Raw genomic sequence first — 17,189 nt, forward strand, 5'->3', positions numbered from 1 at the left:
CTAACCGCCCCGGGCCGGGGCGGTCAGGTCGCGGCGGGTGGCCGGTTCGTCGCCTTCAGCGCGAGCCACAGCTCCATCCGGACGTCCGGGTCGTCCAGGGACCGGTCCAGGATCTCCTCCACCCGCCGCATGCGATAGCGCAACGTGTGCCGGTGCACGCCCAGATCGGCCGCCGCGGCGTCCCACTGGCCGTGCCGGGCGAGCCACGCGCGCAGCGACGCGACGAGGTCCCCGCGCCCGCGCTCGTCGTGGTCGCGCAGCGCGCGCAGCATGCCGTCGGCGAACGCGCGCACCGCCTCGTCCGCCAGCAGCGGCAGCACCGAACCGGTCGCCATCTCGTCGTGCTCCACCAGCGCGCGCCCGCGCCGGCGCGCCACCAGCAGCGCGTCCCTGGCCTGTTGATAGGCGCTGTCGGCCGAGGCGGTCCCGGTCGGCGCGGACATCCCCAGCACCAGCCCGCCGCGCGGCTCCTGGCGCCCCGCGTGCTCCACACAGGCCGCCAGGGCGGCGCCGCCGTCGGCGGCCAGCAGCACCAGCCCGTCGCCGTCGGCCGACGACAGCACCGACTCCCCGGCGCGCGCGGCGGCGGTCTCCACCGCGGTCACCAGCTCCCCCAGGGCCTTCGGCCCGTCACCGGCCGACGCGACCAGCACCCGCAGCGGGGCGTCCAGCAGCGCGCCGTAGAGCTGCCCGGCGACGGCCCGCGCGTGGTCCGGCTCACCGCTCAGCAGCATGCGCAGCACCGCGCTGCCCAGCCGAGCCTCGGCGTCGCGGAACGCCCGCGACCGCTCGGTCAGCAGCGTCAGCACGGCCACCGCGGACTGCGCTGCGAAGCGCTCGCCGGTGCCCAGCGGCGCGGCGGTGCCGATGGCGAGCACGGCGTGCGGCGGCGGGCCGGTGCCCAGCGACTGGAGCTCGACCCGGTCGTCGTCCGCGGCGGTCTCGCACACGGCGCTGGCCGGCGCCGGGCGGGCGCCCAGGCGGCGCACCTCGGCGGCGGCCTTGGCGGCTCGCCGCGCGGCCCAGTCCGGGGCGACGGCGGTGACGGCGCCGGACAGGTCGTACAGCGCGGCCCAGCCGCCGACCTGACCGGCCAGCTTCGCCAGCAGCGCCCCCGGCCCGCCGTCGGAGAGCGCGGCCCGGGTCAGCTCGCGCTGGGCGGCGAACCCGGCCGTGACCGAGCGGTACTGCTCGGCCGCGATGGCCGCCGAGACCACCTTGCTGATGGCGATGAACGGGGTGGGGCGCGGCACTTCGAGCAGCGGCAGCCCCGCCTCGGTGACCGCGGCGAGCAGCGCGGGCGGCACCTCGGGATGGTTCACGCCGACGCCGAAGCCGAGTCCGACCACGCCGGCCGCGGCGAGCCGGGCGACGTACTCGCGCATCGACTCGGCGTCGGCCACGGGCAGGTTCAGCCCGGTGGTGAGCAGCAGTTCGCCGCCGTCCAGCCAGGGCGTGGGGTCGGTCAGCTCACTGGCGTGCGCCCAGCGGACCTCGGTGTCCAGCCGGTCCGCCCCCGCGAGCACGCCGAGCCGGAGGGCGCTGTGCTGGACCAGGGAGGCGAGCGTCGGATGCATGGATCACCTTGTCGGAGGCATGGATCACCGTGGCGGGCCGGGACAACACGTGCTCACGGTACAGGGGGCGGCAAGGGCGCTCGGACGGCGCCCGCGGCATATGCGGCGCGGGCCGGCCGCGCCGCGCGCCGACGTCAGCCGAGCTGCACCAGCACCGGCGGCCCGGGCTCCCCGGAGACGCTCGTCATGGAGAGCACCGCGTGCCGCGGCGGCACCCGGTGGGCCAGCTCGGAGGCGGACCAGCGTTCCCGTTCGACCCGGCGCACGGTGACGGACTCGGTGGTGGTCTCGCGCCCCGTGAAAAGCTTGCGCACCCCGCGCGCGGCCCGCCGGAACGTGCCCCCGCTGCGGTCGGGGGTGCGGGTGATGTCCTGGTCCTCGGTCCACTCCTTGCCCCAGGCCCGCGCGAAGTGCTCGGCGTCCCAGGTGGTGATCCCGGAGAACGCCATCCGGCAGCCCACCGCGCCCAGCAGCCCGGTCCGCAGCTCGGCGGGCACGTCGTCCAGGGTGCGCAGCGCGAGCACGGCCCCCGCGTTGGCCGGCCGCAGATGGGTCAGCCCGCGCACGGTGCCGGCCGTGATGGCCGCGGTGGCGTCGTCGAGCACCAGGCAGGCGAAGAGGGAACGGTCCGGGCGGGTGGTGACCGCCGCGGTGAACTGGGCCAGCAGCAGCCGGGTGATGATGCGTCCGGCCTCGGCGTGCCCGGTGGCCGGCAGGTCCACGCGCACGCGCAGCGGGTGCACCAGGGAGCCCAGCGAGAACGGCCGGGTGCGGCGGGCCCCGTCGCCCTGCGAGAACCCGGCCCGGTCCAGCAGGGCCAGGCGGTCGGCGAGATGCGGGCCGAGGTCGTCGGGGCGCTGCGCCTGCCGGGCGCGGGCGTCGAGTTCGCGCTGCTGGTCCCAGGCGCCGGCCAGATTGAGGTCGTCGCGCAGGGTGGCCAGCAGGGCGGGCGCGCCGTCGAGCATGGCGCGCAGCTCGGGCACCCCGGGCAGTTGTCCGTAGGCGGCCTGGTAGGGGCCGATGAGCTGGACGAGAACGGCCGCGGCCTCCCGGGGCTCGACGCGGGAGCCGCCCACCAGCGCCTCGGCCAGCAGCGCGGCGGCCTCGTCGGTGTCCGAGGCGCCGCCGTAGAGGTCGAGTTGGTGGGTGCTGGCCGGGTCGCCGACGCGGACGATGATGTCGAAGGCGGCGTCGGGCCCGAGGCCCGCGCTGGCGGTGCCCACGGCGACGACGGCGGACTGGCCGGTGAGCGCGTGCAGGCACAGCGCCTCGGTGACCGGCCGTATGACACGGCCGGTCTTGCCGGAGCCGGGCGGGCCGACGGCGAGCAGCGAGGTGCCCAGCACGGCCGGGTCCAGCGCGACGTCCTCGCCGCGGTACTCGTACGGGTTGCGCTCCTCGTCGGGCGCGGTGCCGATGCGGACCTGGCGGGTGAGCAGGTCGTGCCGGGCCGCGCGCACGGGCAGGTCGCGGTCGCCGGAGGGATGGACGAACGCGGCGGCGCCCTGGGCGCGGGCCGCGTCGCCGAACGCGGGCAGTTCGGTGGGCCGGGCGCGCACGGCGCCCCAGGCGTGCGCGATGCGGGCGTAGTCCACGTCGCCCATGGCGCCGTTGCGCACCTCGTCGGCGAGCCGGTCGGCGGCGGCCCCGGCGCCGGCGGCGCGCAGCTCGGTGAAGTCGGTGAGCCGCGCGAGCTCGGCGCGTTCGTCCGCGGTCGCGGCGCCCCGGGAGCGGCGCAGCGGATCCAGCGGGAAGTGCCGCAGGACGCCGCGCCAGTCGCCGAGCGGGGCGAAGACGGCCACGATCAGGGCGGTGTAGAGGGCATACCAGAGGTTGGCGAGGGCGTACGCGGTGGTCTCGCGGTCCTGCCACCAGTTGTTGGACGCCTCGTCGGGCACCATGGCGAACAGCGGGTCGAGCCAAAACCCCCAGAAGCCGTCGGCGTTGAAGCTGAGCCGCCACACGACGTAGGCGCCCAGCAGCCCGGCCGCCGCGCGGAGCGTGCGGCGGCGGGACAGCGGCTCGATGTCCCGCCTGCCGCACAGCAGCCGCAGCGCCTGGGGCCGCCAACGGCGCCACAGCATGGGCCCGTTGCCCACCCGGCCGAAGGCGTAGAAGAGCAGGCAGGCGAACAGGACGTCGTACACGTACGACACGCTCCGGCCGACCGTGGTGGTGCCCCTCCACCGGGCGTCCAGGCCGATCCAGTCCAGCGGCCAGGTCACCGCGCCGAGGTAGCCGTTGATGTAAAGCGACCAGACCAGCCAGCCGGCGAGCAGCGCCAGCAGCGCGGTGCCGTGCAGCTCCCGGTCGCCGAGCCGGTCCGGGTCCTCCGGCGGCTTGGGCACGTGACCGGCGCGCCAGACGCCCGGCTTCGCCGCCGGGCGCGGGGTGTGCAGCCAGCGGACCAGCGGGGGCCCCTCGGTCTCCGGCGGCTGCCGGGGGGCCGGGGGCACGCCGGTGGCGAGCGGGACGGCCTGCGCGCCCACGCCTGGGTCCCGCGCGTCCCGCGGGCGGTTGGTGCTCATTCCGTGCCAAGCCCCCTGATCAGGCCATCGGCTGACTGTGCGTCGTCGTTCAAATCTAGTGCAGACCGGCCGGTCGAATATGCGCCGGGCCAACCTGTGCATACCCGTTCCCCTGGGATATCCGGTGCGCTACGTTCCTGCTTCACCGCTGGCTCAAAGACGACCCCGGGCGGAAACGTCATGACGCGCGCCATTTCATTGCGAGAAGTCACCAAGATCTATCCACGCAACGTCGTTGCCGTGGACCGGCTTTCGCTGGACATCGAACCGGGTCAGTTCGTCGTGCTGCTCGGCCCCTCGGGCTGCGGCAAGTCAACGGTGCTGCGGATGATCGCCGGCCTGGAGGAGATCTCCTCGGGCGAACTGCTGCTGGACGGCGAATACGCGAACGACCTGCAACCGGGCCAGCGGCAGCTCGCCATGGTCTTCCAGCACTACGCCCTCTACCCGAACATGACGAGCCGTCAGAACATCGGCTTTCCGCTGCGCATCGAGGCCCCCCACGAGGACGGCGGCCCGCGCATCGCCGAGGCCGCGCGGCTGCTGGGCATCGAGGACCTGCTCGACCGCTACCCGGGACAGCTCTCCGGCGGCGAGCGGCAGCGGGTGGCGATGGGGCGGGCGATCGTGCGCCGCCCGACGGCGTTCCTGCTGGACGAGCCGCTGTCCAACCTGGACGCCAAGCTCCGCAACCGGCTCCGGGCCGAAATAGCCACTCTCACCCGGCACTTGGGCGTGACCACGGTCTATGTCACGCACGACCAGGCGGAGGCGATGTCGCTGGGCGACCGGGTCGCCGTGATGCGCGACGGGGTGCTCCAGCAGCTCGGCACCGCCCGGGAGGTCTACCGGCTGCCCGAGAACGTCTTCGTGGCGGCATTCGTCGGCACCCCGCGCATCAACCTGCTGCGCGCCACCGTGCACGCGCCGCTCGACAGCCGGATGAGCATCGACTTCGGCACCCAGCGGATGATGCTGCCGCAGCCGCTGAGCCCCGACCACCAGATGCTGCGCATCCAGATGGGCCGGGAGATCACGGTGGGCGTGCGGTCGGAGGCCGTGCGGATCGCCTCGCCCGAGGAGATGCGCCCCACCGAGGCGCTGCTCAACGGGGTGGTGCAGCACGTCGAGTACCAGGGCCACGAGTCGCTGGTGCACGTGAGCACCGGGGCGCGGCCCGCCGACGTGGACGGCCTGGAGGCGCCCCGCCCCCGCCCACCCGTCCGGTCGCGCGGGCGGCGGCCGGGGCAGGGCAAGCTGGGGCGGCTGCGGAGCTGGGCCGGCCAGGTCTCCGGCGGCGGCGCGCCGGTGACCACGCTCGAACGCCCACCGGCGTCCCCCTCCCCGACGCCCGCCGGAAGGATCAGCGACGGGCTGGTGGTGCGGGCGAGCACCGATGTGCAGCCGCGCATCGGGGAGCGGGTGCCGCTGCTGCTGGACCTGGACCAGCTCTACGTCTTCGACGGCGACGGCCGCCGCATCTGCCCGGCCCCGACGGGCCAGCCGCGCCTGGACCGTTAGGCCCTGTCCGGCCGGTCTGGCCGGTCAGGGCCAGGGGCCGAGCTCCGGCAGCGGCGCCGGGTCGGCGTCCAGCGGGCCGGGGGCCGTCCGGCCCGCCAGCCAGGCCGTCAGGTCGGTCAGCCGGCCGCGCACGGTCACCGGCTCGCCCGTCCCGAACGCGCGCCGTTCGGGACCGTCCGTGGCGACGAGGACCAGGCGCGCACCCTCCGGCGCGCGGGGCGCCAGGAAGTCCAGGGCGTGGTCACAGAACGCGCGCGACCAGTCGTCCGGGCCCGGGCCGAGCAGCGCGTCGGCGCCGTGGATCTCCGCCTCCCGCCACCAGGCGCGCAGGGCGGCCCGCAGCTCGCCGTCGCGGTAACGCACCGGCCGGGCCCAGTCGTCGGGGCCGACCGAGCGCCAGACCGCGCCGGCCGCAGCGAGCGCCCCGGCCACCGCCTCGCGCAGCTCGTCGGCCCCACGCGCGGCCCCCGCCTCGATGGCGGCGTCCCGCGTCGGCCGGCCGCCGTCGTACACCTCGACCAGCTCGCCGCGCAGGGCGTACTCGGCCTGCCGCGCCAGCGCCCGGCAGACACCCTCGATGTGTGAGAACAGGTGCGCCCGGCTCCAGCCCGGCAGCGCGCTGGGCGCGCGCACCGCCTCTTCGGTCAGGCCGGCCGCCAGGGCGCCCAGCCGCTCGTGCGCGGCCAGGACGGCGTCCACCACCCGGGCGTCGTCGGCCACGGTCTCGGTCAGGGCCACAGCAGCTCCTTCGTCCAGCCGGTCCCGGTGCGGCGGTACGCCAGCCGGGTGTGGTCACGGTCGCGGTCGCCCTGCCAGAACTCGACCGACTCGGCGCGCACCGTGTAGAGCGTCCACTCCGGCGGCACCAGCGCGGGCTCGCGCTCGATACGGGCGCGCGCTCCGGCGAGCGCCGCGCGGCGGGCGGCCGGGTCGGTCAGCGGGCTGCTCTGCCGGCCGAGCAGCGCCTCGGCGCGGGCCCCGGCCCCGCGCGCCAGGAAGTCGGCGGCGCCGCGCTCCGCGCTCTCGGCCACCACGGGCCCGCGCACCCGGACCTGGCGGGCCAGCGGCCCCCAGTAGAACGTCAGCGCGGCGTACGGGCGGTCGGCGAGATGGCGCCCCTTGACGCTGTCGCGGTGGGCGGCGAACTGCCAGCCGCCGTCCGGGCCCGGCTCGACGTTCTTCAGGATCAGCACGCGCGCGGCGGGGGTGCCCGTGGCGTCGGCCGTGGCCAGGGTCATCGCGTGCGGCTCGCGCACGCCGGCGGCTATCGCGCCGAGCAGCCAGTCGGTGAACAGCTCGACGGGGTCGTCGGGGGTCGGATCAGGGTCGAAGGTCGGCAGGTCTCCGGCGAAGACATCAAGCTCGCGCAGCAGTTGGCGCAGTTCCGGCATCCCCGCCCTCCTCTCGGTCACGCTGTCGCCGGGAAAGGGCGACTAATGGTTGAGCAGGATGCTACCATTAGCCCATGTCTCCCTCGCCACCTCCGACCGATCCCGAAGAGCCCGGCTCCCGCCTGGCCCTGGCGCTCGCCGTCACCATCCGGCACGACGGACACGGCGGCGTGGCCGACGATCTGCGCACCCCCGACGGGCTCACCGCCTGGGTCACCGAGCACGCCGGCGCGCTGCGACACGCCCTGGACGCCCGGGAGTTCATCGCGGACGGGGCCGCCCTTTCGGCCGTGCGCGCGCTGCGGGAGGCGGTGCGCGCCCTGTTCGCCCGCGCGGTGCGGCCGGGGCCGCCGAGCCGGGCGGACGCCCACCGGCTGCTGCCGGAGCCGGAGGCCGTGGCCCGGCTCAACGCGGCCGCCGCCCTCGTTCCCGCCGCGCCGGCCCTGCACTGGCCGCCCGGTGCCGCGGCCCCCACGGCCGGTGCCGCCTGGCCGCCCGGCCCTCCGGCGGCCGACCGGCTCACCGCCGCGCTGGCCCACGACGCGATCGCGTTCCTGGCCGGACCCGACCGCGCGCGGCTGCGCGCCTGCCAGGGCCCGCGCTGCGTGCGGTACTTCATGAAGGACCACCCGCGCCAGGAGTGGTGCAAGCCCTCCTGCGGCAACCGCGCCCGGGTCGCCCGCCACCACCGCCGCCACCGCGCGGAGTCCTGACCGCCCAGCCCGGACACGCTCCAGGACGGACAACGGCGGTCGGCGACCACTCCGTCGCGGCGCATGCCGGGAGGCCCCGCGCACGCCTAGCCTGGCCAGGAGTGAGCGGAAGCAGCCCCTTCGCGACGAGGAGTGCACGCATGAGCGCCATGACCGAACAGTCCGGCGGCCCCACCCTCCCCCAGCGCCGCCGGCTCGTCACCGATATCCCGGGCCCGCGCTCGCGGGAGCTGATGGCCCGCAAGCGGGCCGCCGTCGCCGACGGGGTCGGCACCGTGATGCCCGTCTTCGCGGCGCGGGCCGGCGGCGGGGTCGTCGAGGACGTGGACGGCAACAGCCTGATCGACTTCGGGTCCGGCATCGCCGTCACCGGCGTGGGCAACAGCGCGGAGGCGGTGGTGCGCCGGGCGTCCGCGCAACTGGCGCGGTTCACCCACACCTGCGCGATGGTCACGCCGTACGAGAGCTATGTGGCCGTCTGCGAGGAGCTGGCGCGGCTGACCCCCGGCGACCACGCCAAGAAGTCGATCCTGCTCAACTCCGGCGCCGAGGCGGTGGAGAACGCCGTCAAGATCGCCCGCTACCACACCGGCCGCCAGGCGATCGTCGTCTTCGACCACGGCTACCACGGCCGCACCAACCTCACGATGGCGCTGACCTCCAAGAGCATGCCGTACAAGCACGGCTTCGGACCGTTCGCACCCGAGATCTACCGGATGCCGATGGCCTACCCCTACCGCTGGCCCACCGGCCCGGAGAACTGCGCCGAGGAGGCCGCGGCACAGGTCATCGACCAGATCGGCAAGCAGGTCGGCGCGGCCAACACGGCCGCCATCGTGATCGAACCGGTCCTCGGCGAGGGCGGGTTCATCGTGCCCGCGCGCGGCTTCCTGCCCACGCTGGCCGCGTTCGCAAAGGAGAACGGCATCGTGCTGGTCGCCGACGAGATCCAGTCCGGGTTCTGCCGCACCGGCCAGTGGTTCGCCTGCGAGGACGAGGGCATCGTGCCCGACCTGATCACCACCGCCAAGGGCATCGCGGGCGGCCTCCCGCTGGCCGCCGTCACCGGGCGCACCGAGATCATGGACGCCGCGCACGTGGGCGGGCTCGGCGGTACCTACGGCGGCAACCCCGTGGCGTGCGAGGCTGCGCTCGGCGCGATCGAGACCATGCGCGAGCTCGATCTGCCGGCGAAGGCCCGCCGCATCGAGGAGATCATCAAGCCCCGGCTGCTGACCATGGCCGAGAAGCACCCGGTGATCGGCGACGTGCGCGGGCGCGGCGCGATGCTCGCGCTGGAGCTGGTCAAGCCGGGCACCAAGGATCCCGATCCGGCCGCGACGGCCACCCTGGCCGGGGCCTGCCACCGCGCGGGCCTGATCGTTCTCACCACCGGCACCTATGGCAACGTGCTGCGGTTCCTGCCCCCGCTGGTGATCGGCGAGGACCTCCTGAACGAGGGGCTGGACATCCTTCAGGACGCGCTGTCGCGGCTGTGAGCGACGTGTGGGGCAGCACCGGAGATCGCGGTGGTGCCCCATGGGTGCGCGGTACCGGCCGGCTGTGAGTTCGGCTGGCCGCAGCGGCGAGCCGGGCGCCCAGGAAGATCGCCGTTCGGTGCCGTCGTGGCCGTGGGGAGGCCGGGCGGGGGCACCCGGCCTCCGGGAGGCGGATCCCGTCCCCGGCACGGCGTTGTCCGCCGCCCCGGCCGGAGCCGGCGGCCGCGGATGTGCCGGGCCTGAAGGACGCGTTGCGCCGGTGACCGGCCGGTCTTCCGCCCGATCCGGACGCGGGGCGCGTGCCACCGGGCCATGCGACCTGTCACGGTGATGGCCTGACCTCGGCCCTGGGCAGCCGTGCGTGCCAACGGCGATCCGGAAGGGGGGGTTCCGTCGCCGTCCGGCAGGTGAACGCCCTGCCGCGCCGGGCCGGAAAGCCCTAGGATCGTGAGCGCAGCCGGTTCGCCCTGCCCGCCAGGCAGGCGCGTCGTAAGAGGGAACCCGGTGAGAATCCGGGACTGCCCCGCAGCGGTGAACGGGAACGACCGCCGTCATCACGCACTGGGCCCGCAGGGGCCCGGGAAGCGACGGCCAGTAGGTGTCCACTCCGGTGGACGTGCCCGTAAGTCCGAAGACCTGCCGCTGCCCGCTCGCCACCGGCGTGCGGAGTTCCGGACGACCTCGTGGGCGGGTCGGAGGAAGCACGGGCGGCGCATGCGCGGCAGCGCGCGCTCCCGGCGTTCCCCTCCCTTCGCGCGCCCGGGAGCGTTCTTCCGGACGAGGACGCGCACTCGCGAAGGAGAGAGTCCCATGTCCACCACCAGCCCTGTCCGTGCCACCGTGTACGGCTACCCCCGCCAGGGCGGGGGCCGGGAGCTGAAGAAGGCCATCGAGGGCTACTGGGCCGGCCGCGTCACCGCCGACGCCCTCCGGACCGCGGCCGCCGAGCTGCGCCGGGCCAACTGGCGGCAGCTCGCCGCCGACGGCATCCACGAGGTCCCCACCGGCGACTTCTCGCTCTACGACCACGTGCTCGACGCCAGCGTGCTGCTCGGCGTGGTCCCCGACCGGCACCGAGCGGCCGTGGCGGCGGACGCCCTGGACGGCTACTTCGCCATGGCGCGCGGCACGCAGGACGCGCCGCCGCTGGAGATGACCAAGTGGTTCGACACCAACTACCACTACCTCGTCCCCGAACTGGGCCCCGCCACCGTCTTCCGGGTCGACCCGGCCAAGCAACTCGCCGAGTTCGCCGAGGCGCGGGCGCTCGGCCTGACCGCCCGCCCGGTGCTGGTCGGCCCGGTCACCTACCTGCTGCTGGCCAAGCCCGCCCCCGGGGTGGCCCCCGACTTCGAGCCACTGGCCCTGCTGGACCGGCTGCTGCCCGCCTACGCCGAGATCCTGGCCGCGCTGCGCGCCGCCGGAGCCGCGTGGGTCCAGCTCGACGAGCCCGCGCTGGTACAGGACCGCACGCCGGCCGAACTCGCCGCCGCCCAGCGCGCCTACCGGGCGCTCGGCGGCCTCGCGGACCGGCCGAAGCTGCTGGTCGCCTCCTACTTCGACCGGCTGGGCGCGGCACTGCCGGTTCTGGCCCAGTCCCCCGTCGAGGGACTCGCGCTGGACTTCACCGGCCCGGCCGCCGCCAACCTCGGCGACCTCGCCGCCGCGGGCGGTCTGCCCGGCAAGCGGCTCGTCGCCGGCGTCGTGGACGGCCGCAACGTATGGATCAACGACCTGGAGAAGTCGCTGACCACCCTGGGCACCCTGCTCGGCCTGGCCGGCCGCGTGGACGTGGCCGCCTCCTGCTCCCTGCTGCACGTGCCGCTGGACACCGCCGCCGAGCGCGGCATCGACCCGGCGATCCGGCGCTGGCTCGCCTTCGCCCGCCAGAAGACCGCCGAACTCGCCACCCTCGCCAAGGGACTGACCCACGGCACCGAAGCCATCGCCGGCGAACTCGCCGCCAACCGCGCCGACCTCGCCTCCCGCGCCGGATCGCCCATCACCCGCGACCCCGCGGTGCGCGCCCGCGCCGCCGCCACGACCGAAGCGGACGCCCGCCGCGCGCACGCCTACCCCGAACGCGCCGCGGCCCAGCGTGCCCACCTCGGCCTGCCGCCGCTGCCGACGACCACCATCGGCTCCTTCCCCCAGACCGCGGCCCTGCGCTCCGCCCGCGCCGGGTTGCGCGCCGGACACATCGACACCGCCGCCTACGAGGAGCGCATCGAGGCCGAGATCCGCGAGGTCATCGCCTTCCAGGAGGAGGCCGGTCTCGACGTCCTGGTCCACGGCGAGCCGGAACGCAACGACATGGTCCAGTACTTCGCCGAACAGCTCACCGGGTACCTGGCCACCCGGCACGGCTGGGTCCAGTCCTACGGCACCCGCTACGTCCGCCCGCCCATCCTGGCCGGCGACATCTCCCGACCGGGTCCGATGACGGTGCGCTGGACCTCCTTCGCGCAGTCCCTCACCGAGCGGCCCGTCAAGGGCATGCTCACCGGCCCGGTCACCATGCTGGCCTGGTCCTTCGTCCGCGACGACCAGCCCCTGGCCGACACCGCCCGGCAGGTGGCCCTCGCCCTGCGGGACGAGGTCGCCGACCTCGAGGCCGCCGGGACCCGCGTCATCCAGGTCGATGAACCCGCCCTGCGGGAAACGCTCCCGCTGCGGGCCGCCGAACACGGCTCCTACCTCGCGTGGGCCACCGAGGCGTTCCGCCTGACCACCGGCGGCGTGCGGCCCGCCACCCAGATACACACCCACATGTGCTACGCCGAGTTCGGCGACATCCTGGCGGCGATCGACGACCTGGACGCCGACGTCATCAGCCTGGAGGCCACCCGCTCCCACATGCGCGTCGCGGAGGAACTCGCCACCGCCGGCTACCCGCGGGAGGCCGGTCCCGGTGTCTACGACATCCACTCCCCCCGGATCCCCGGCCCGGACGAGGTCGCCGCGCTGCTCCGCGAGGGGCTGGCGGCGCTCCCGCCCGACCGCCTGTGGGCCAACCCCGACTGCGGCCTGAAAACCCGTGCCTGGCCCGAGGTCCGCGCCGCCCTGACCAACCTCGTCACCGCCGCGCGCCGGATCCGCGCCGAACTCGTCACCGCCGCGGAGTGACACCGCCGGGCCGGGGCCCGTCCGCGTCACGCGCGCGGACGGGCCCCGACGGCCGCGCCGCCGGCGCCGGGCGGCGAGGTGACGCGGCCTTCCCGCCCGGCCCGGCGCGGTCTCACCAGATTTCGGTCCAGGTGAAGGCGACCTCGTCGCCTTCGGCGAGCAGGAACTGGCAGCCGCCGACCGGGGTCGGGGTGCCGTTGACGCTGATCTCGTAGAAGTGGTCGGCGTCCTGGCTGTAGCCGTCGATGGTGGTCACCAGGTAGTCCTCGAACGAGCTGTACCAGACGCCGGCCCAGTCGAAGCCGTTGTCGTCGGCGGCGTCATCCAGCGCGGCGGTCGGGGTGGCCCCGGCGGTGGGGTTGGCGCCGTTGTTGGTGCCGTCGCACAGGTGCGCGCCGCCGGAGACGGGCGTGACCGTGTGGCCGGTGGTGGTGACCTCGCCGTCGAAGATGAGGCCGGACGGACCGGTGAGGGTGAGGGAGACGGTGACCGGGTCGGCGGCGGCGGCCGGTGTGGCGGTGCCGCCGGCGAGCGCGAGCGCGGCGGTGACCGCGGCGGTCAGGGCGGTTGCGGCACGGCGGGTCAGGGTTGCGGGCATGGCTGATCTCCTCGGTGACATGGAAGGTGTTGGTGGGTCGGTGGTACGGGTGGCGGTGGCCGGGACCGGCCACCGCCGGTCAGCGCGCGGCCCGGCCGCGGCGCGCGACGAGGCAGACGGCCGCTCCGCAGGCCAGCAGGGCGGCGGCTCCGCCGAGGACGGCCAGCGACGAGGAGCCGGTGGCGGCCAAGCCGCCGGAGCCGCCCGAACCGCCCTGCGGTGCGGGGTCGTTGCCGCCGGGGCCGCCGGCGGTGTCCGTGCCGCCGGCCGAAGGGCCCTGTGCCGACGCGCCCCCCGCGGTGCCCGGCGTGCCGGAGGCGGCGTCGCCGCCTTCCGCGCCCTGCGCCGCGCCGTCCGAGGCGCCGTCGGAGGCGCCGGCCGAAGCGCCGTCGGAGGTCCCGCCGGACGCGCCCTCGGAGGTCCCATCGGAGGTCCCGTCGGAGGCGCCGTCCGCGGTCCCGTCGGACGTTCCCTCGCTGCCGCCCTCGCTCGCGCCCTGCGGGTCTCCCGGAGTCCCGGGACCGCCGCCCGGGCCGCCGCCGGGGGCGCAGTCGATGAGGACGGCGCCGGGCGCGGAGTCCGCGGCGTCGATGTCGCCCAGCGGCACGCCGGCCAGGGCCGGGATGGCCTGGGCGGTGGCGCGCAGCGCCATGCCGTCCGCGACCGGCTCCTGGTAGCCGACCGCGCCGCGGTCCCCGGCCTCGCCGGCGCAGCCGACCTGCATCGAGCGCAGCCAGGCCAGGCCCCGTTCGGCGGCCTCGTCGCGGTCGCCCGCGACGAGGGCCTGGACGGCGAGCGCGGTGGAGTTGGAGTTGGGGTCGCTGGTGGTGTCGTAGCCGAAGCCGCCGTTCTCCCGCTGCCGCCCCTCCAGCCAGTCCAGGGCGGGTTCGGCGTCGGCGGTGCGGCCCACGGCCAGCAGGGCCTGGACGGCGAGTCCGGTGCTGTCGGTGTCGGAGGTGCAGCGGTCGGGGTTGCGGCGCAGGGAGAGGGGGTAGCCGCCGTCCGGGCACCGGGTGGAGGCCAGGAAGTCCACGGCCGAGTCGGGAACGTCGCCGGTGCGGTCCAGCGCGAGGACGGCGAGGGACTGGGTGAACTGGTTGGACATGTCCCCGGTGGGCGCGGCGTCGGTGAAGCGGCCGGACTCCTGGAGGCGGCCCAGCAACAGGCCGGTGAGGTCGTGGCCGCCGAAGTCGCCGGGATCGCGGTGCTCGACGGCGGCGACCAGGGCGAGCTTGGCGGTGCCGCCGGCGAAGACCGTTCCGCTGCCGGGGGCGCCGCGGGTGATGTAGTCGCCGGCGTTCGCCTCCAGCCAGTCACTGGCGGCGCGCTGGGTGTCGCCGGCGGTGCCGGTGGCGGCCAGGCCCAGGACGATGTCGGCGGTCAGGCCGTGGTCGCCGGAGGCATGGGTGCCCTCGGTGAGCTTGGATATGGACCAGGTCGCGGCGGCGGCCGCCGGGTCGTCCGGCCCGGGCGGCGCCTCGGCACGGGAAGCGGTGCCGGACATCACCAGCGCCGCCGACGCGAGCAGGGTGGCGGGCAGCAGGGCCGCGGCGGCATGCCGCAGAGATCTGTTCATCGGGTGAGTGCTCTTTCGTCGCTCGGTGTGGACGATGTCGTGGCGGCGGGCGCGGTGGCCGCCGATGCCGGGCCGGCGAAGGTGACGGGGGTGTCGAAGGCGGCACGCCGGGCGGCGCGGCGCAGCGTGGTCAGGACGGCGGGGCCGAGCGCGCAGATGGTCAGGACGTTGGTCAGCGCCCGGCCGGTGTCCCAGCCGAAGGTTGAGGTGGCCAGGGTGTAGAGGACGAAGGTGTGCAGGTTGTCGGTCCAGCCGGCGTCCGGGTCGATGGACAGCTCGGTGCCGGGGCCGGTGGCGTACGGCCAGAACCAGAGGTTCATCACCAGGCCGAACGCGTAGGCCGCGAGGACGCCGTAGCCGGCCAGCAGCGCGATCTCGGCCCGGCCGGAGGGACGGCGGGGCAGCAGCCCGGCGCCCAGGCCCACCCAGCCGGCGGCCATCATCTGGAATGGCAGCCACGGCCCGACCCCGGCCGTCAGGAGTGCGGAGGCGAACAACGAGACCGCTCCCAGCGCGAAGCCGAAGCCGGGGCCGAAGACCCGCCCGGCCAGGATCAGCAGGAAGAACACCGTCTCGATGCCGGCCGTGCCCGCGCCGAGCGGCCGCAGCGCGGCGTTGACGGCGGCGAGCACGCCCAGCAGCGCGAGGGTCCTGGGGTCGATGCCGCCTTCGGAGATCTCGGCGAGCACCAGTCCGAGCACGACCGGCAGCAGCAGGACGAACAGCAGCGGGGCGTGCCCGGCGTGCGCCATGGCCTGCGGCTCGGGCGGGTCCAGCAGCGGCCAGCAGAACATGGCCAGCCCGATGAGGCTCGCGAGCAGGAGCACCGCGGCGGCACGCGGGCCGACCCGCAGGGCGGTGGCGCGCCGCGGGAGGTGAGGCGGGGTCATCGGACGGCCTCCGGTGCGGGGGGCGCGGTCAGGGCACTGGCCACCTGGTCGGGGGTCAGCCAGGGCAGCGGGCGCAGCACCTTGGCGACCTGGGGGGCGAACGCCGGGGAGGAGCACAGCACGTCGGCCGTGGGGCCGTCGGCGACGATCTCACCCTCGGCCAGCACGGTGACCCGGTCGGCGGTGGCGGCGGCGAACTCCACGTCGTGGGTGGCGATCAGCACCGCGCCGCCGCCGGCCACCAGGTCGCGCACGGTCCGGCCGAAAGCGCGCTTGGCGTGGTAGTCCAGGCCCCGGGTCGGCTCGTCCAGCAGCATCACCCGCGGCGCGGCCGTGAGCTGGACGGCCAGCACCAGCGCCAGGCGCTGCCCCTCGGACAGATCCCTCGGGTGGTGGCGGCCGGGAACGCCCGGCGCGAGCCGCTCCAGCAGGGCCCGGCAGGTGCCGGGCGACGCGTCCGACTCGGCGTCGGCCTGGGCGCACTCCTCCTCCACGGTGTGGAGATAGAGCAGGTCGGCGGCGGACTGCGGCACCAGCCCGACCAGGGCGCGCGCCTCGTGGGCGGCGAGTTCGCCCGGGTCGGCGCCGGCCACCGCGACGCTGCCCGAGCGGCGCGGCCCCGAGCCCTGCAACGCCCACAGCAGCGAGGACTTGCCCGACCCGTTGCGGCCCATCAGCGCGGTGACCTCGCCGGCCCGCAGGGTCAGGTCCAGCTCGCGGACGGCCACGGCCGTTCCGTAGGCCACCGTGATCTTCCGGGCGGCCAGGGCGGGTTCGCCCGTGCCATGCCCGGCCACCGCCGGGGGCGGGAGGACGCCGTCCAGTCGCTGGCGCAGCGCCGGGGCATGGCGGCGGGCATCGCGAACGGACAGCGGCAGGGGCTCCCAGCCGGCGACCCGGCCGAGGTGCACGACGGGCGGCGCCACGTCGATGTCCGCCATCAGCTCCGCGGGGGCGCCGTCGCGGACGGTACCGTCGCCGGGCAGGTACAGCAGCCGGTCGGCGTACTGCAGCACGCGCTCCATCCGGTGCTCGGCGATCAGCACGGTGGTGCCCAGGTCGTGCACCAGCCGCAGCACCGCCGCCAGCACCTCCTCGGCCGCGGTCGGATCCAGCGCGGAGGTCGGCTCGTCCAGCACCAGCACGGCGGGGTGCGCGGCGAGGACCGACCCGATGGCGACCCGCTGCTGCTGCCCGCCGGAGAGGGTACGAAGCGCACGGCGGCGCAGGTCCGCGATGCCCAGCAGGTCCAGCGTCTCTTCCACGCGCTTGCGCATGGTGTCCGGGACGATGGCCAACTGCTCCATTCCGTAGGCGAGTTCTTCCTCCACCGTGTCGGTGACGAAGCCGGCCAGCGGATCCTGGCCCACCATGCCGACCAGGTGGGCGAACTCCTGCGGGGGGTGGCTCTCGGTGCCCTGCCCGGCGACCGTGACCCGGCCGGCCAGGGTACCGCCGGTGAACCGGGGCACCAGGCCGTTGACCGCGCCCAGCAGCGTTGACTTGCCCGCGCCGGTGCGGCCGGCCACCAGGCACAGCTCGCCCTCCCCGATCCGCAGGTCCACGCCGGCCAGCGCGGAACGTGGCGCTCCGTGGTAGGTGAAGCTCACCTCCTCGAACGTGATCACGCGGCTCCGCCTTCTTCCCGGATTCGCTCCAGCCATGCGCAGGGTTGCGGCACCCGGGAGGGCCGGGGGTGGCTTTCACGCGGCCGCCGTTCACGGCTCAGGAGGCTTGGCCGCCCGGCCCTCCACGACGACTCCACCGCCG

Annotated in this window: 12 protein-coding genes and 1 riboswitch; of the genes, 4 read left to right on the forward strand and 8 right to left on the reverse strand. The window is 75.6% G+C overall.

From position 1 onward, the window contains the following. Positions 1 to 23: 23 nt before the first annotated feature. Both RM590_RS00265 and RM590_RS00270 read right to left on the reverse strand, forming a co-directional pair. Positions 24 to 1,577, reverse strand: coding sequence for a PucR family transcriptional regulator (locus tag RM590_RS00265; protein WP_311702198.1), 1,554 nt, complete (start codon positions 1,575 to 1,577; stop codon positions 24 to 26). A 134-nt stretch (positions 1,578 to 1,711) separates the two neighbouring features. Continuing rightward, a complete protein-coding gene (locus RM590_RS00270; protein WP_311702199.1) occupies positions 1,712 to 4,105 on the reverse strand; it encodes a type IV secretory system conjugative DNA transfer family protein in 2,394 nt (797 codons plus the stop codon). 180 nt (positions 4,106 to 4,285) lie between these two features. Here RM590_RS00270 and RM590_RS00275 point away from each other — a divergent pair, with 180 nt between their 5' ends. Further along, on the forward strand, positions 4,286 to 5,626 hold the full coding sequence (locus tag RM590_RS00275) for an ABC transporter ATP-binding protein (protein WP_311702200.1): 1,341 nt from the start codon (positions 4,286 to 4,288) through the stop codon (positions 5,624 to 5,626). A gap of 24 nt (positions 5,627 to 5,650) precedes the next feature. On the opposite strand, the gene RM590_RS00280 is transcribed toward RM590_RS00275, so the two are convergent. Both RM590_RS00280 and RM590_RS00285 read right to left on the reverse strand, forming a co-directional pair. After that, positions 5,651 to 6,364 carry a maleylpyruvate isomerase family mycothiol-dependent enzyme gene (locus tag RM590_RS00280; RefSeq protein WP_311702201.1) on the reverse strand — a complete coding sequence of 238 codons (714 nt, stop codon included), beginning with the start codon at positions 6,362 to 6,364 and terminating at the stop codon, positions 5,651 to 5,653. Further along, entirely contained in the window at positions 6,355 to 7,017 is a 663-nt protein-coding gene (locus RM590_RS00285) for a pyridoxine/pyridoxamine 5'-phosphate oxidase (RefSeq protein ID WP_311702202.1), read from the reverse strand. The genes RM590_RS00280 and RM590_RS00285 overlap by 10 nt, the downstream gene beginning before the upstream one ends. 74 nt (positions 7,018 to 7,091) lie before the next feature. Between RM590_RS00285 and RM590_RS00290 the strand changes: the two genes are divergently transcribed. From RM590_RS00290 to metE, 3 genes are all read left to right on the forward strand, one after another. Beyond that, positions 7,092 to 7,730, forward strand: a complete 639-nt coding sequence (locus RM590_RS00290; protein ID WP_311702203.1) for an ABATE domain-containing protein — start codon at positions 7,092 to 7,094, stop codon at positions 7,728 to 7,730. A gap of 140 nt (positions 7,731 to 7,870) precedes the next feature. Further along, positions 7,871 to 9,229, forward strand: a complete 1,359-nt coding sequence (gene gabT, locus RM590_RS00295; RefSeq protein WP_311702205.1) for a 4-aminobutyrate--2-oxoglutarate transaminase — start codon at positions 7,871 to 7,873, stop codon at positions 9,227 to 9,229. A gap of 440 nt (positions 9,230 to 9,669) precedes the next feature. Next, a riboswitch (cobalamin riboswitch) is annotated at positions 9,670 to 9,887 on the forward strand. Between the two features lie 152 nt (positions 9,888 to 10,039). Further along, a complete protein-coding gene (gene metE, locus RM590_RS00300; protein ID WP_311702206.1) occupies positions 10,040 to 12,355 on the forward strand; it encodes a 5-methyltetrahydropteroyltriglutamate--homocysteine S-methyltransferase in 2,316 nt (771 codons plus the stop codon). A 112-nt stretch (positions 12,356 to 12,467) separates the two neighbouring features. Here the strand turns inward: metE and RM590_RS00305 are convergent, their stop codons facing one another. The 4 genes from RM590_RS00305 to RM590_RS00320 all read right to left on the reverse strand — a co-directional run bounded on the left by RM590_RS00305 (position 12,468) and on the right by RM590_RS00320 (position 17,047). Then, on the reverse strand, positions 12,468 to 12,953 hold the full coding sequence (locus RM590_RS00305) for a DUF4430 domain-containing protein (protein ID WP_311702207.1): 486 nt from the start codon (positions 12,951 to 12,953) through the stop codon (positions 12,468 to 12,470). 79 nt (positions 12,954 to 13,032) lie between these two features. After that, positions 13,033 to 14,529 carry a prenyltransferase/squalene oxidase repeat-containing protein gene (locus RM590_RS00310; protein ID WP_311702209.1) on the reverse strand — a complete coding sequence of 499 codons (1,497 nt, stop codon included), beginning with the start codon at positions 14,527 to 14,529 and terminating at the stop codon, positions 13,033 to 13,035. Continuing rightward, on the reverse strand, positions 14,526 to 15,419 hold the full coding sequence (locus RM590_RS00315; RefSeq protein ID WP_311702211.1) for an ECF transporter S component: 894 nt from the start codon (positions 15,417 to 15,419) through the stop codon (positions 14,526 to 14,528). The genes RM590_RS00310 and RM590_RS00315 overlap by 4 nt, the downstream gene beginning before the upstream one ends. Next, positions 15,416 to 17,047, reverse strand: coding sequence for an ABC transporter ATP-binding protein (locus tag RM590_RS00320; protein ID WP_311702212.1), 1,632 nt, complete (start codon positions 17,045 to 17,047; stop codon positions 15,416 to 15,418). The genes RM590_RS00315 and RM590_RS00320 overlap by 4 nt, the downstream gene beginning before the upstream one ends. Positions 17,048 to 17,189: the final 142 nt, after the last annotated feature.

Origin of the sequence: Streptomyces litchfieldiae (assembly GCF_031845365.1) — a bacterium.
In the GTDB taxonomy this organism is placed as follows: domain Bacteria; phylum Actinomycetota; class Actinomycetes; order Streptomycetales; family Streptomycetaceae; genus Streptomyces; species Streptomyces litchfieldiae.

Coding starts and splice junctions, on each gene's coding strand:
- RM590_RS00265 (WP_311702198.1), bottom strand. CDS start 1,577: ATGCATCCGACGCTCGCCTCCCTGGTCCAGCACAGCGCCCTCCGGCTC.
- RM590_RS00270 (WP_311702199.1), bottom strand. CDS start 4,105: ATGAGCACCAACCGCCCGCGGGACGCGCGGGACCCAGGCGTGGGCGCG.
- RM590_RS00275 (WP_311702200.1), top strand. CDS start 4,286: ATGACGCGCGCCATTTCATTGCGAGAAGTCACCAAGATCTATCCACGC.
- RM590_RS00285 (WP_311702202.1), bottom strand. CDS start 7,017: ATGCCGGAACTGCGCCAACTGCTGCGCGAGCTTGATGTCTTCGCCGGA.
- RM590_RS00290 (WP_311702203.1), top strand. CDS start 7,092: ATGTCTCCCTCGCCACCTCCGACCGATCCCGAAGAGCCCGGCTCCCGC.
- gabT (WP_311702205.1), top strand. CDS start 7,871: ATGAGCGCCATGACCGAACAGTCCGGCGGCCCCACCCTCCCCCAGCGC.
- metE (WP_311702206.1), top strand. CDS start 10,040: ATGTCCACCACCAGCCCTGTCCGTGCCACCGTGTACGGCTACCCCCGC.
- RM590_RS00305 (WP_311702207.1), bottom strand. CDS start 12,953: ATGCCCGCAACCCTGACCCGCCGTGCCGCAACCGCCCTGACCGCCGCG.
- RM590_RS00310 (WP_311702209.1), bottom strand. CDS start 14,529: ATGAACAGATCTCTGCGGCATGCCGCCGCGGCCCTGCTGCCCGCCACC.
- RM590_RS00315 (WP_311702211.1), bottom strand. CDS start 15,419: ATGACCCCGCCTCACCTCCCGCGGCGCGCCACCGCCCTGCGGGTCGGC.